Raw genomic sequence first — 11,810 nt, 5'->3', positions numbered from 1 at the left:
TACATCTCTCGATTCGAAGAAAGTTCATTTGTTAACGCTTTTTAATACATTATTTATACTTCTTTCAGCAATACAATAAAAAAAGCGATGTGCCTTTTTTAGCACATCACCTCAAGCTCTTTACCAATCCCTATGGCCATAGGCTATTAGCCAGGCCACTTCTCCATTTTTCAGAGTTCTATCGTAATGAAACTGGTCCAAGCTAATGACCATATCCTTAAATACACCCTCTATCATCAAATCTTCCGGATCAATTACTTCCTTGAGCGTATATACCATACTGACACATTTTTCCAGATTATCACCCGCTTCTATCCAGCCGATACGATTATCCCTTAAATATGAAAGATGCTCATAAAGAGCCATACTTACATCATTCTTTAGACGAAGGTTGGCCTCTCTGTCATTTTCATCCTTAGCAATAACTCTTCTTGCCAGGAGCGTCATTTTATTACCGCAACTTTCCTCTTCATAAAACACCGAAATTGCATAAACCTTTCTTGGATCAAAGCCGCTTTCGGAAAGCTGCATATCTCCACAGTACGTAATGTACCAGGAATAATCACCACATATGAAAAGATCTATATCCAATGGTGTAAGCTCACCATCTAAGACATCAGGAGTACTGGGTATCACTTTATACAATGGATCTGAGACTATGGCTTCATCCTCCTTAAGGATAAAATGCTCCCCTAAAACTACTCTAAGAGACATATTTTCTAATGGACATGTTATGAAATTGTCCTTTGATTTAATCAACCGTCTCATGACCAGTGCTCCTCTTCTACTCACATAATAGCAAGGGGCATGTGCCTTTTTTGGCACATGCCCCAGATAAGCTAATTCATATTCATTTTTCAAGCTCTATGCTCTGCTCTACTATATTCTGAAGCAGATACGGCGGAATCTCTGTCATATCCACCTTCAGTCTTGCCTGGTCCTCCAAAAGAGCCAGCACAAAGAGGTTTGCCTCATATTCTGACTGCATATTGATCTTTCCGCCAATATCAGCGAAGTAATTCAGTGTCTCATCATGTAAGAAGATATGACCCAGTTCATGGGCACATAAGATTTTTTTTGATGCCTCCGTATAATTGGAGTTTATTGCTATGTATGGTGCGTATCCACGGAACTTAACAGCCTGCGCTTTAAAGCCCTTGAATCCATGATCACGCTCTAATATTCTTATTCCCCAGATCTTGGCTATCTCAAATGGATCATTGGTATGATATGTATTCCTCAGTCCATTTGCAAAATCAACGATTTCCTGCTTTCTCATCCCCCGGAGCCCCCTTTGTCTGATATCTATGACTCATAACTTTTAAATGGCCCAGTAGCTCATTTGCAAATTCGACGATTGTCTCCTCATCCATCTGGGTAGGGTCATAACCACCAAACGCAGCAAGCGTCGGTGTTTTTAGAATAAATTCAATTGCTTCCTGCGGATTCTCAAAATGATTTGGCAGCTTTGCAATCTCTTCTTTGTCAGCATCAGTGGCCTCTTCATTCCCCATCAGTTCAGCCGGTGTGACACCTAAGATCTTGCATATCTTATCAAATGTTTCCACAGGAATCTTGCTTATGCTTGATGCTTCATAGCGATATATGGTCGTATAGGACACACCAAGCTGCTCTGCAATGCTCTCTACAGATATTCCCAGTTCTTTTCTTTTGTTTTTAAGTCTTTCACCAATCTGCATATGCGTTACCTCGTCTGTGGTACATCATACACCAAAATTTGCATTTATGCAAATTATTATTGACATTGATTTGCATAAACGCTATATTGTAAATCATAACATTACTTGCATAAATGCAAATCATCATTACGCCAAACTTGCACTTGTGCAAACGGGAGGTAAACATGCTTGAGATAAAAGAATCTTTTGCAAACAGCAAAACCATGCCAAAAGTCATGGTCATTGGCATTGGCGGTGGGGGAAACAACGCCATAACAAGGATGATCGAAAAGGCATCCGATTATGTTACATACGCAGCACTTAATACTGATTCCATGACTCTGGATAAATGTCCAGCCACCAAACGACTTCAGCTCGGCACAAAACTCACGCAAGGGTTCGGTGCCGGCGGCGACCCTACTGTAGGGGAGTCCGCCGCAAAAGAGAGCGAAGAAGATATAGCAGAGCTCGTCCATGATGCAAATATGGTAATCCTAACCTGCGGAATGGGTGGCGGCACTGGAACCGGCGCCATTCCGGTCGTAGCTCAGATTTGTAAAAACCTGGGAATCCTTACCGTTGCAGTAGTTACAATGCCCTTCTCTTTCGAGAGCAAGCCCAGAGTCTATGCAGCTCAGACGGGGTTAAAAAAACTTGAGCAGAACATCGACACTCTGCTGGTCATTCCTAATGACAAGCTCCTCACAATCACTGATAAGCAGTTCTTTCTTGATGAAGCCTTCACCCTGTGTGATTCAGTTCTGAGATACACAGTCGAAGGCATCACTAATATCATCTTCAATCACGGAACAATAAACCTTGACTTTAACGACCTCAGATCCACACTTAAAGACAAAGGTTACGGCTTATTTGGCATCGGAATAGCTTCCGGAGAAGAGACAATAGTTGATGCTGTAGAAAAAGCTATCAGCTCTCAACTTCTCGACACCAGAATAACCGGAGCATCCAATATACTTCTGAACACTAGCGGAAGAGTCGACCTTGTTGCTCTTAATAAAGCTGTTTCCTACATAAGAGAGCAGGCTGGCGACAATGTTAACATCTTCTGGGGTACTGTAAGCGGCGATCCATCTTCTGAGGAAATAGTCGTAACAGTTATTGCAACTGGAATGAAGCAGGTTTCTACTGTTCAGGAACCCTCAACTCCTGACCCAAAAGAATTTGCCACAAAAGTACTCGTCACGCCTAAAGAGCCCGCTCCTCAGATAAATCCCAACCTGGACTTCCTAAAGAATGCAAAGCAGGCATCAGACATCCCGACTGTTTCTACTCTTCAGTCGAAACCAAAGCCGAAGCCTGTCCAACTGCAAATTCCAGAGTTTTTGCTCCATAAGCCAAGCTAAACTATTAAAGCCAGGGAAACCTGGCTTTAATCAACCAACGTAAGGTACTGGGAACTCCTCCATATCCTCAAGTCGTAAGAAGATCAATCCGTTATCAACTTCATCGATTTCTCCGAAAGAACAGCCTCCATCGATATCGATTAAATTTCCTTTTCGAAAAGACTTCAGGCACCCAAAATCATCCTCAACCTCAATCCATTTGCGAATCCTCTGTACCGGAACATGTCCTGTGACAAATGTATAATCATAGTCAGCGTATATGTTATCGCCCTTAGTCTCGAAATCATCACGATATATGGACGTCCAGACAATGTTCCAAACATCCTGGTAGTTCATATCCTTGTACTTCAGATTCTCAAGACCATTCTTATAATATGAATGGGAAAGACAAATCTTTCTGCCTTCCAATTCCAATGTCACCATAACATACCGGTCATTAAGCCATTTTAAAAGTTCTTTTCTTTCAGCTTTCTTCAAGGTCTCATACTGCGCGTACGTCTTGTCACCACCATTGTAAAATAGCCAAAGGTCCCAGTCTTTTCCGTTCCACTCATTCTTGCCTCCGGGGTCCACAGAATTTAGCATCATGAACTCATGATTTCCAATAATCAGGTCCATATTAGCCTCTGCCATGATCTTTTGGAGAATCTTGATTCCATCAAGGCCTCTGTCTATGGCATCACCCAGGACAAACAGCTGATCCTCATGCGAGAACTCAATAGCCTTGAGACCAGCCAGAAACGTATTCATTTGTCCATGTATATCTGCCACTACATATGTTGACATAGTACCCCCTAAAAAAGCCTTATAATACTTTACTATAAAACGAGGACAAAATATGTCCACACGTCATACCTTAAGTATATCAAGGCATCTCCTCATCAAAGTGGCAATGGTAGTGCTTGCTGCCATCTATATGTATTATGGGGGCTTCATTTATCCCAAATACCTCCAGAACCTCTTGTACCTGCTCGTTCCCTATATAAGGACTCATATAAACAAGCGGTTTTCCCTTGTTCGAGACTTCCACTCTTCCCCGAGGATAATAGTTGTATTTCTTATTACATCCCCTTGGCTTAACACTCTCCCAAAGCCTCTCATGATTGTAGTTGTTTCCAGCCTTTGACAGGCCTTCGGTTGCCCATTCTTCATATCTGGCAATAATAAGTTCATCTTCTACAAGCCAGAAAACTCCTCTTGGTCCCTCTTTGCACATTCCTGTATCTCCTGTGTTTAAGTGCCTTCTCATTGTTTTATAACCTCATTATAAAAGATTTCATGTACCTTTTTTTGTACATGAATTGGCGGGCCCGAAGGCCCGCCTGATCTATATGCTTATTTGATTTCTAATGTCTTTTTCATGCTCCTCAAGAAGGCTTATCCTGTCCTCCATAGTTTTTTTCTCATCTTTCCTACAAAGCCGGACAAACAGAGCTTCTATCATTACCCTCTTTTGACCTGAACGAGCTATGTTAGAAGACAGATCCGAAAAAATCCTTACCAGTTCATTAATCGTATACTGATCCACACTCCCAGCAAGTTCCTTTACAGATCTTATCGTCTCCTCCGGTGCATCAAAGAAATCCTCAAGATTTTCCGTCACCTGCGCGATCATAATACTTCTAAGGAACCAGACGAAGTCGTTTATAAACCCAAATAGATTGATTCCGCTACTATTAGCTTCTGATAAGATCAGTACTGATGTCCGAAGATCCTTGTGATATAGCGCCTGAAACAGCTTATGCATCTTCTCCATATCACTCTTAGCCAAAGCCTTAACCACAAAGTTGTACGTAAGCTGCCTATCTTCGCCTATTGTCACGAAATGCTCCAATATACTCAGCGCATCTCTCATAGACCCATCTGCCACTCTCGCAATGTATTCCAGCGCCCTGTTTTCAGCATCTATCCCTTCAGAGGCCGCCACACTCTGAAGCGTCATCTTTATAAGGTCAACTGAGATCCTCCGAAATTCATACCGCTGGCACCTGGATAGAATGGTCGCAGGGACTTTTTGAGGATCTGTCGTTGCCATGATGAAAACCGCATGCGCCGGAGGCTCTTCCAGGGTCTTTAGAAGCATATCAAAAGCCTCTCCCCTCTGTCCCTTAAGCGAATGGACCTCATCAATAATGTATATCTTCCATTTCCCATTTATTGGCGGATACGAAACATCCTCAAGGATCCTTTTGATGTCACTGACCTTGTTATTAGAAGCCGCATCTATCTCAATAACATTTGCACTACTTCCATCCATGATAGATCTGCAAAACTCGCACCCTCCGCAAGGATTACCATCCACTGGGTTCTCACAGTTAACCGCCTTCGCAAAGATCCTGGCCATCGTTGTCTTTCCGGTCCCCCTCGTACCATGAAAAAGATATGCATGAGAGACCACGTCATGTTTTACCTGATTCCTAAGTGCCTTAACGATATGATCCTGACCCTTAACCTCGTCATAATTCTGCGGTCTGAACTTCCTGTAAAGCGCTATGTATCCCATCTAAACACCCACGCGATCGAGAAGAGCACAGTACTTGCCTCAATAGCAGCTTCATATTCCCTATAAGCCTGCCTGTCCATTAACTCAAATGCTTCGCAGAATGAATAGAACCGCTCACAGTCTGAGCAATAATATCCTTCATCCTCTTGGTCAAAGAAAGTACATCCGCACGTCTCACATACCAGCCGCTCTTCCATAGCTATTTCCCTTCAAAAAGTATTTGAGCCATCTTATCAAAATGGCGCGACAGCAGCCTGGTCATGTAAAAAAAGACGATGCCACCCTGCATTATCACTGCTAAAACGTTTAATAAATTCTTTCGAATTGTTAACACTAATTTTAGAATATCTAGTATATAATGCTCTTAGAGGACACAAGATATTGTATTTTTGTTTCATTGTTTCGAGTCACAAGGTAAGTTTATTTCCTTCGTACAATGGAGGACATGCCCATGTACAGTTCAAATTCATCAACCTGTTACTATCACAAGAATTCCCCAAAGATCATAAATACCATAAGGATACATAACAAATACTTTGACGTATCTGCTGTCAAAGAAAAGGTCATTATGATCGCGTCTGCATCTGCTATTGTAAGCAGCCTGTTTGCAGCATTTGCAGTTATAATATTCTGACACCAACAAGATCATACGCACCCCGGAGCGGTGCTTTTTACCTAGCAAAAAACGAAGATGCCTGTCATCCCAGGTATCTTCGTTTTCATCTTTTATATACAAATGCATATCACTTTCATATACATTCGTATATCATCTCTTATCTGATAGCAGTTCCCATCTCCCCATAAAAAGGAGGTGGGCGGTGCCTTCTGGCGCCGCCCGATTATGAAAAAGAAAAAGTATTTGCTTAACTGTCTAAAGACATGGTATCAAAAGAGCATTAACATGCCTTTAACATAGATTGAACAAATTGTTAATATCCCACCCCTATTGATATGGCAATCATTTTCGGCTAAAATATGATTGAATCATATTTTAGCCGAAAGGATTTATCATGAGACATATCGAAAGAGATCTTAAATCCAAGATAATAGAGCTTAACAAAGAATACTCGGCCATCCTGATCACAGGTGCAAGACAGGTCGGAAAGAGCACTTTGTTCGAGACCATCATGAAGGAACGTGGAGAAGAAAGGGAGATCGTCACATTAGATGATCTGGAAGAGCGTGCTCTTGCCAAGAAAGATCCTGCAATGTTTCTGCAGATCCACGAACCTCCTGTCATGATCGATGAAGTGCAGTATGCTCCTGAGCTCTTTTCATATATCAAGATCGCAATAGACAAGGGTGCTGCCCCGGGATCATTCTGGCTGACAGGGTCTCAAGCCTTCAAGCTCATGGACCTGGCGCAGGAGTCATTAGCAGGAAGAGTAGCGATACTAAGGCTCCCTCCACTTTCCCAGCACGAGGCATATGGAAAAGATGACTCCAGGCCATTTTCTGTTGATCTTAACGAACTTAAGAAGCGTAAAAAGACACATGCTCCGGCAACACTAGATGAAATATATGAACGCATCTGGATGGGCGGGATGCCCGGTCTTATCAGCGGAAAGTTTTCTGACAGGGATGTTTACTACAGCAGTTACATCCAGACATATATCGAAAGAGATGTAAGCGACCTGATCCAGGGAGTAGACAAGCTCTTATTTCAGGACTTCATAAGGTCAGCTGCATCAAGGATAGGCGAGGTGCTTAATGTACATGCCATAGCAGGAGACGTCGGAATAAACGATGATACCGCAAAGCGCTGGCTACAGGTACTGGAAAAGTCAGAGATCATCACACTGCTTCGGCCATACAGCAACAACCTGCTCCATAGAACAATCAAGACACCAAAACTGTATTTCTTTGATACCGGCCTTGTGGCTTACCTGACAAAATATTCATCACCGGAGATCCTTGCAAACGGCGCCCTGGCAGGACACATCCTTGAAAACTACGTTGTCATGGAGATCATCAAATCCTATAAAAACGCAGCCAAGGACTGCCTCTTCTGGTATTACAGGGATAAAGACAATAAAGAAGTGGATATGATCCTTGAAAGTGATGGAATGCTCCATCCAATAGAGGTCAAAAGATCGGTCAATCCCGGCACTGAGCTGGTAGGTGCTTTCTCAGTATTAGACAAAGCAACAACACCAAGAGGCTCTGGCGCGATTATATGCATGAAACCTGAGCTTTCAGCAGTAGACAGTAATAACCTGATAGTTCCTGTGTGGTATATATAAAGAAAAGCATTTCGGCCAAAATCCGATTCAATCGGATTTTGGCCGAAATGCCCAACTTGTATTCCAAATAATCATAATACAAATGACAAGTCTCGCCCTTCAAAGGACTCTCCCCATCCATTCTTTTCATCAAATGATGAAAACGCCACTTTATTTACATCCGGCAATTTTACGGATGCATCATTTAGTACAGACATCATTTCATCGAGAATATCCAAGCACTCTTCGCCCTTCCCAGGTATGCTCGCATATGCATAAACTTCTTCAATGCGGTATAAGGCCAAGAGCAAGAAATTAACAGGGTCAGAAACATCTTCCTTTTCCCCATCAGATATTCCAGAATACAATTTCACGAACTCTGCATAATCATTTTCAGACAAATACTCAAACTCAGCTTCTTTGTAGTTTTCAAATTCAAAGAGATACTTAGGAATTATCTCCATAAATCTTTCATTCCATTCATCCCAGAACATATTGGTTACCGGCCACATCTGTTCCGAAAGGATAGTCCAATCCCTGTCTGGATATAATGATAAAAGAAACTGCTCTACACACATGATGCCATATGCCATTCGTCCATTCATAGATATTGATGCCAGTTGTTCTCTAATCATTTTCCCGTCTCCTTTTTATACCAACCAGTATTATTATGTTTTACTTTCCCTTTAAATGTATATGTACAGTTTTCACATGCTCTCTTGGGATCCCCCATGCTAGACTTTGTTGTGTGAATAGTAGTAATATGCAAATCTTTAAGATTGGCGCCCGCATTCAATGCTTTATTCACAGCATGCACTTCTGCACAGTTACCCACCGAGTACTGATTCAGCGACTTCTCTGGAAGAATTCCTTTTCGATTACCGTCCCCAAACAAAATAGGATTTTTCTTATCGTTGTCTATCTGAATTCCCCTATTCATTCCATAATAATACTTTCCGGTAGATTCGTCATACACTACTGTCGCCGTAGTAAACTTATCTCTTTGTCGTTTCGATACTCCGTCTAAGAAAGACGCCTTTTTATTTGCCCAACTACTTACACGCGAATGCATAACCCTAGCAAAGGGACCTCTGCCAGCCTTAGCTCCACTTGTACCGGAATATCTTCCTCCTTCACCGCTTCCCATCTTTGCACCTCCTGGATGTATAATCCTCAAAGTGAACAAATCGCGTATACTTAAGATATTCCGCGAACACTGTATCAGGCATGTTTCCATATACTAAGACAACCTGCGGTTCAAGCTCCTCTAGCATCGCATAAAGCCCGTTTTTAAAATGCATCTTATTGTCCTTCCCCTGGATGCATCCATATGGGCTAATCATAACTATGCTATTCCTCGGTGCTCCAAGAAATGCCACCTTTTCAGGAAGTACCATCTTTGTGTATGTCCTCTCATCTCCCCAGCGAATCTGTGGTACGACATATTTTCCCTTTGATTGCAAATAGTAACCTATAGCTCTATTCCGATATACATTCATTATCTGCGTAGACAGGGGTTGATCTCTGTACATCGACACATCTGGGCTTATCACAATTGGATACCTATCGATAACTTCCATATACTCTTCTGGCCTGCGTATAACATCCGCAAAGATAACATCCATGTCATTAAAGCAAAGAGCTGTGTTGCCAATTATCTCCGCTGTGACACGACTAAAAGGGACAATGCTTTCTGGAATTACAATTTGATCAGGCTTTTCTATGACAGATATCTCCAATATTCCTTCAAACCTAGCCCCCTCCACAATCTCAGGCCTAAAACCATCATCCATATCGAATCTTCTTTTCTTCATTTGCATACCCTCCTTTATTGGTGAACTTCATATTTCTAGGCTAAAATAGAAGGGTAAAAATGTACTTGCATTGATTTTGCACAGTTTTTGCATCTTTTTTTCAAGGAGAAAAAATATGGATTTAAACATTTCTTTTTATATAAAAGCAGCACATGGTAGAATCAGCGGATTAAGCACTCAGTTTGATGAGGCAACCCTGCTCTTTTCACCATTAAACGAAAGATTCAATCTGAATATCGACTTCAGTGACACTTACTTTTCCAGATTGGTAAACAGATCAAAAGACGTCGATGGATCAATAGTAGATATCGTCCAGAAGAAAACAGTTATTGCTTTTTATGAGAAATACTTTATTAAAGAAATTGTTCCAAAACTAAACCCGCATACAGGTCATGATTGGAGTAAAGAAATATACAATGCGATTCAGACTTCATTTGTTATAAGCGATATCAAACGAAAGGAGTATATTGATCTTTACAAAGAAAATGAGGAAGGCTTATTTCTTGCACATACTTTCATGTACTGTCTAAGCGTCAGCAACAGAGCCAAGCCAATGACTTCGATGGACGGCGCGATGGCAACAGAAAATGATCAAAGCTATCTTAAACAGATCAACGATCGCTTGCGTTCTATTGAAGGCAATTTACCCTCAAAGCCAATTAATCTTGGGCAAATGTTGAGTTTCAATATACCTAGCGAAAACTACAATGTGTCTTTAACAGCAAAAGATCCTCGTCACTCGTTTATCTTGCGGCTCAAAGTTGCCAAGAACTCCCTCCCTGATGAGTATGAAAATTTTGATTCCTTATTCAGTTATCTTGTTTTCTCAGGAAAAAAACTAGAATTACCAATCTGTAGCTTAGATATATATGACTATGCCCAAAACCTATTAAGGCATATAGAAAACAAACTATTTGTCGGAGAATCAACCCTGCTACCGGATATGTATTCAGCACAATACGATGATTCCGCCATCCCAGCATGCCCAGGCGTGCTGTTCATCCAAGCTACAGGAAACACTCTTCCGCTTGAACTTAGAAATGAATATGGAGAAACCATACTTCCTTTATACAACTATAAGATAGAACGCGAAGTACAGGGTGACAGTATTTATGCATCATTCACATCTGATGACGACCCACACATAGTAATGAGCATCATATTCAAAGTTCCAAAGATAAAAAAGGATATCACTAGATCAGAGACCACTCTCAAGATAAATATCAAAAATCCCAGCTCTTCATTAGACAACATAGGATACTACTCAACGCTATCCAAGATGAAAGCCGCAGAAAAACTGACTTTCTATAAATGTATAAATAAAGGAGCATACACAGAGTTTATTTCCACCACGAGTTTTGCTTCAGATAACGAAACACTGTTAGATGATTCCCTTAAACTTCTCGATTTTTTCAAGAAAGTATATAAAATCGAAGCGACATATAGAACAGTTTTTGATGTCCGGGATATGAAACGTGATGATGCATATTTTGCAGAAGCTTTATATACTATCATCGACAAAGGATTCGTTAGACTAACAAATCAAAACGTAACAATGAAATGCACGGCAGAAGATACGAAAGTTCTTAGGCAGCTTATAAAGGAAAATAAGATTGTAAAGTGGGATTCCGAATTCGAATATATACAATTATTTGGCAAAACGATTACATTTCATAATGAATATAATATGTGCTGGGTTTCTAATAAAATCTCATTCAAGCAAAACTCAGCAACCGTCCTAGCCGAAGTCGCAGTAATATACAAAAGCGGGATGATCCCTAGTAAAACTGTTGAAAAAGAACTATCCTCTTTCAAAAAAGCAAAGAATTAACCTATCTACGCGGAGATGTCTGCCCAGACATCTCCGTTATTCTTTTCTATCATACGCCCTTGTGGGGAAGGTGTCGGGAACCGGGCGTGTCATATCAGTCTTCTTTATGGCCAGGGTGTCGGGGGAGTTCCTGACTTTGTTCGGGCGGCGAGCTTAATTCTCCCTTTTCAATAGCCGCCCGCCGCATCTGATAGCCAGGATGCATCTGATCATACCCTTTTAGCAGACTGGCTATCTTCTGCTTTTTAGCCCCCGCGGGGCGTTGCCTGGGGAGGGTGTCGGGAACCGGGCGCGGCCTATCAGTCTTCTTTATGGCCGGGGTGTCGGGGGGTTCCTGACTTTATTCGGGCGGCGAACTTAGTTCTCCCGTCTCCATCGCCGCCCGATGCACGGATAG

The 11,810-nt window shown here is 41.6% G+C and carries 13 protein-coding genes; 3 read left to right on the top strand and 10 right to left on the bottom strand.

Annotation, left to right across the window (positions count from 1 at the left end):
- Positions 1-120 precede the first annotated feature (120 nt).
- The 3 genes from G613_RS0110460 to G613_RS18670 form a co-directional block, all read right to left on the bottom strand.
- Entirely contained in the window at positions 121-768 is a 648-nt protein-coding gene (locus tag G613_RS0110460) for a hypothetical protein (protein WP_029232589.1), read from the bottom strand.
- Positions 769-850: 82 nt separating this feature from the next.
- Positions 851-1,279 carry an ImmA/IrrE family metallo-endopeptidase gene (locus tag G613_RS18675; protein ID WP_029232588.1) on the bottom strand — a complete coding sequence of 143 codons (429 nt, stop codon included), beginning with the start codon at positions 1,277-1,279 and terminating at the stop codon, positions 851-853.
- A complete protein-coding gene (locus G613_RS18670) occupies positions 1,257-1,700 on the bottom strand; it encodes a helix-turn-helix domain-containing protein (RefSeq protein WP_029232587.1) in 444 nt (147 codons plus the stop codon). The genes G613_RS18675 and G613_RS18670 overlap by 23 nt, the downstream gene beginning before the upstream one ends.
- 164 nt (positions 1,701-1,864) lie before the next feature.
- Between G613_RS18670 and ftsZ the strand changes: the two genes are divergently transcribed.
- A complete protein-coding gene (gene ftsZ, locus G613_RS0110445) occupies positions 1,865-3,043 on the top strand; it encodes a cell division protein FtsZ (RefSeq protein WP_029232586.1) in 1,179 nt (392 codons plus the stop codon).
- Between the two features lie 30 nt (positions 3,044-3,073).
- On the opposite strand, the gene G613_RS18665 is transcribed toward ftsZ, so the two are convergent.
- The 4 genes from G613_RS18665 to G613_RS19495 form a co-directional block, all read right to left on the bottom strand.
- A complete protein-coding gene (locus G613_RS18665) occupies positions 3,074-3,829 on the bottom strand; it encodes a metallophosphoesterase (protein WP_029232585.1) in 756 nt (251 codons plus the stop codon).
- 79 nt (positions 3,830-3,908) lie between these two features.
- Complete coding sequence (locus G613_RS0110435; protein ID WP_029232584.1) at positions 3,909-4,292, bottom strand: hypothetical protein; 384 nt, start codon at positions 4,290-4,292, stop codon at positions 3,909-3,911.
- A 78-nt stretch (positions 4,293-4,370) separates the two neighbouring features.
- Positions 4,371-5,546: a DNA polymerase III subunit gamma/tau gene (gene dnaX, locus G613_RS0110430; protein ID WP_029232583.1), complete on the bottom strand. Its 1,176-nt coding sequence runs from the start codon at positions 5,544-5,546 to the stop codon at positions 4,371-4,373.
- A gap of 469 nt (positions 5,547-6,015) precedes the next feature.
- On the bottom strand, positions 6,016-6,288 hold the full coding sequence (locus G613_RS19495; RefSeq protein WP_155828069.1) for a hypothetical protein: 273 nt from the start codon (positions 6,286-6,288) through the stop codon (positions 6,016-6,018).
- A 268-nt stretch (positions 6,289-6,556) separates the two neighbouring features.
- Here G613_RS19495 and G613_RS0110415 point away from each other — a divergent pair, with 268 nt between their 5' ends.
- On the top strand, positions 6,557-7,789 hold the full coding sequence (locus G613_RS0110415; protein WP_029232580.1) for an ATP-binding protein: 1,233 nt from the start codon (positions 6,557-6,559) through the stop codon (positions 7,787-7,789).
- A gap of 71 nt (positions 7,790-7,860) precedes the next feature.
- Here the strand turns inward: G613_RS0110415 and G613_RS0110410 are convergent, their stop codons facing one another.
- The 3 genes from G613_RS0110410 to G613_RS0110400 are packed head-to-tail and all read right to left on the bottom strand — an operon-like array spanning position 7,861 to position 9,582.
- Positions 7,861-8,403 carry a hypothetical protein gene (locus G613_RS0110410; RefSeq protein ID WP_022769236.1) on the bottom strand — a complete coding sequence of 181 codons (543 nt, stop codon included), beginning with the start codon at positions 8,401-8,403 and terminating at the stop codon, positions 7,861-7,863.
- Positions 8,400-8,915, bottom strand: a complete 516-nt coding sequence (locus G613_RS0110405) for a YwqJ-related putative deaminase (RefSeq protein WP_022769237.1) — start codon at positions 8,913-8,915, stop codon at positions 8,400-8,402. Before G613_RS0110405 ends, G613_RS0110410 begins: the two co-directional genes overlap by 4 nt.
- Positions 8,902-9,582: a DUF4417 domain-containing protein gene (locus G613_RS0110400; protein WP_029232579.1), complete on the bottom strand. Its 681-nt coding sequence runs from the start codon at positions 9,580-9,582 to the stop codon at positions 8,902-8,904. Before G613_RS0110400 ends, G613_RS0110405 begins: the two co-directional genes overlap by 14 nt.
- Before the next feature lie 115 nt (positions 9,583-9,697).
- Between G613_RS0110400 and G613_RS0110395 the strand changes: the two genes are divergently transcribed.
- Positions 9,698-11,413: a hypothetical protein gene (locus G613_RS0110395; RefSeq protein ID WP_029232578.1), complete on the top strand. Its 1,716-nt coding sequence runs from the start codon at positions 9,698-9,700 to the stop codon at positions 11,411-11,413.
- Positions 11,414-11,810: the final 397 nt, after the last annotated feature.

Source organism: Butyrivibrio sp. VCB2006 (assembly GCF_000420945.1).
Lineage (GTDB): Bacteria > Bacillota > Clostridia > Lachnospirales > Lachnospiraceae > Butyrivibrio.
This window is presented reverse-complemented; position numbering and strand designations above follow the sequence as displayed.

Excerpts from the sequence above, each read along its gene's own strand:
- G613_RS0110460 (WP_029232589.1), bottom strand. The coding sequence starts at position 768 with ATGAGACGGTTGATTAAATCAAAGGACAATTTCATAACATGTCCATTA.
- G613_RS18675 (WP_029232588.1), bottom strand. The coding sequence starts at position 1,279 with ATGAGAAAGCAGGAAATCGTTGATTTTGCAAATGGACTGAGGAATACA.
- G613_RS18670 (WP_029232587.1), bottom strand. The coding sequence starts at position 1,700 with ATGCAGATTGGTGAAAGACTTAAAAACAAAAGAAAAGAACTGGGAATA.
- ftsZ (WP_029232586.1), top strand. The coding sequence starts at position 1,865 with ATGCTTGAGATAAAAGAATCTTTTGCAAACAGCAAAACCATGCCAAAA.
- G613_RS18665 (WP_029232585.1), bottom strand. The coding sequence starts at position 3,829 with ATGTCAACATATGTAGTGGCAGATATACATGGACAAATGAATACGTTT.
- G613_RS0110435 (WP_029232584.1), bottom strand. The coding sequence starts at position 4,292 with ATGAGAAGGCACTTAAACACAGGAGATACAGGAATGTGCAAAGAGGGA.
- dnaX (WP_029232583.1), bottom strand. The coding sequence starts at position 5,546 with ATGGGATACATAGCGCTTTACAGGAAGTTCAGACCGCAGAATTATGAC.
- G613_RS19495 (WP_155828069.1), bottom strand. The coding sequence starts at position 6,288 with ATGCATTTGTATATAAAAGATGAAAACGAAGATACCTGGGATGACAGG.
- G613_RS0110415 (WP_029232580.1), top strand. The coding sequence starts at position 6,557 with ATGAGACATATCGAAAGAGATCTTAAATCCAAGATAATAGAGCTTAAC.
- G613_RS0110410 (WP_022769236.1), bottom strand. The coding sequence starts at position 8,403 with ATGATTAGAGAACAACTGGCATCAATATCTATGAATGGACGAATGGCA.
- G613_RS0110405 (WP_022769237.1), bottom strand. The coding sequence starts at position 8,915 with ATGGGAAGCGGTGAAGGAGGAAGATATTCCGGTACAAGTGGAGCTAAG.
- G613_RS0110400 (WP_029232579.1), bottom strand. The coding sequence starts at position 9,582 with ATGAAGAAAAGAAGATTCGATATGGATGATGGTTTTAGGCCTGAGATT.
- G613_RS0110395 (WP_029232578.1), top strand. The coding sequence starts at position 9,698 with ATGGATTTAAACATTTCTTTTTATATAAAAGCAGCACATGGTAGAATC.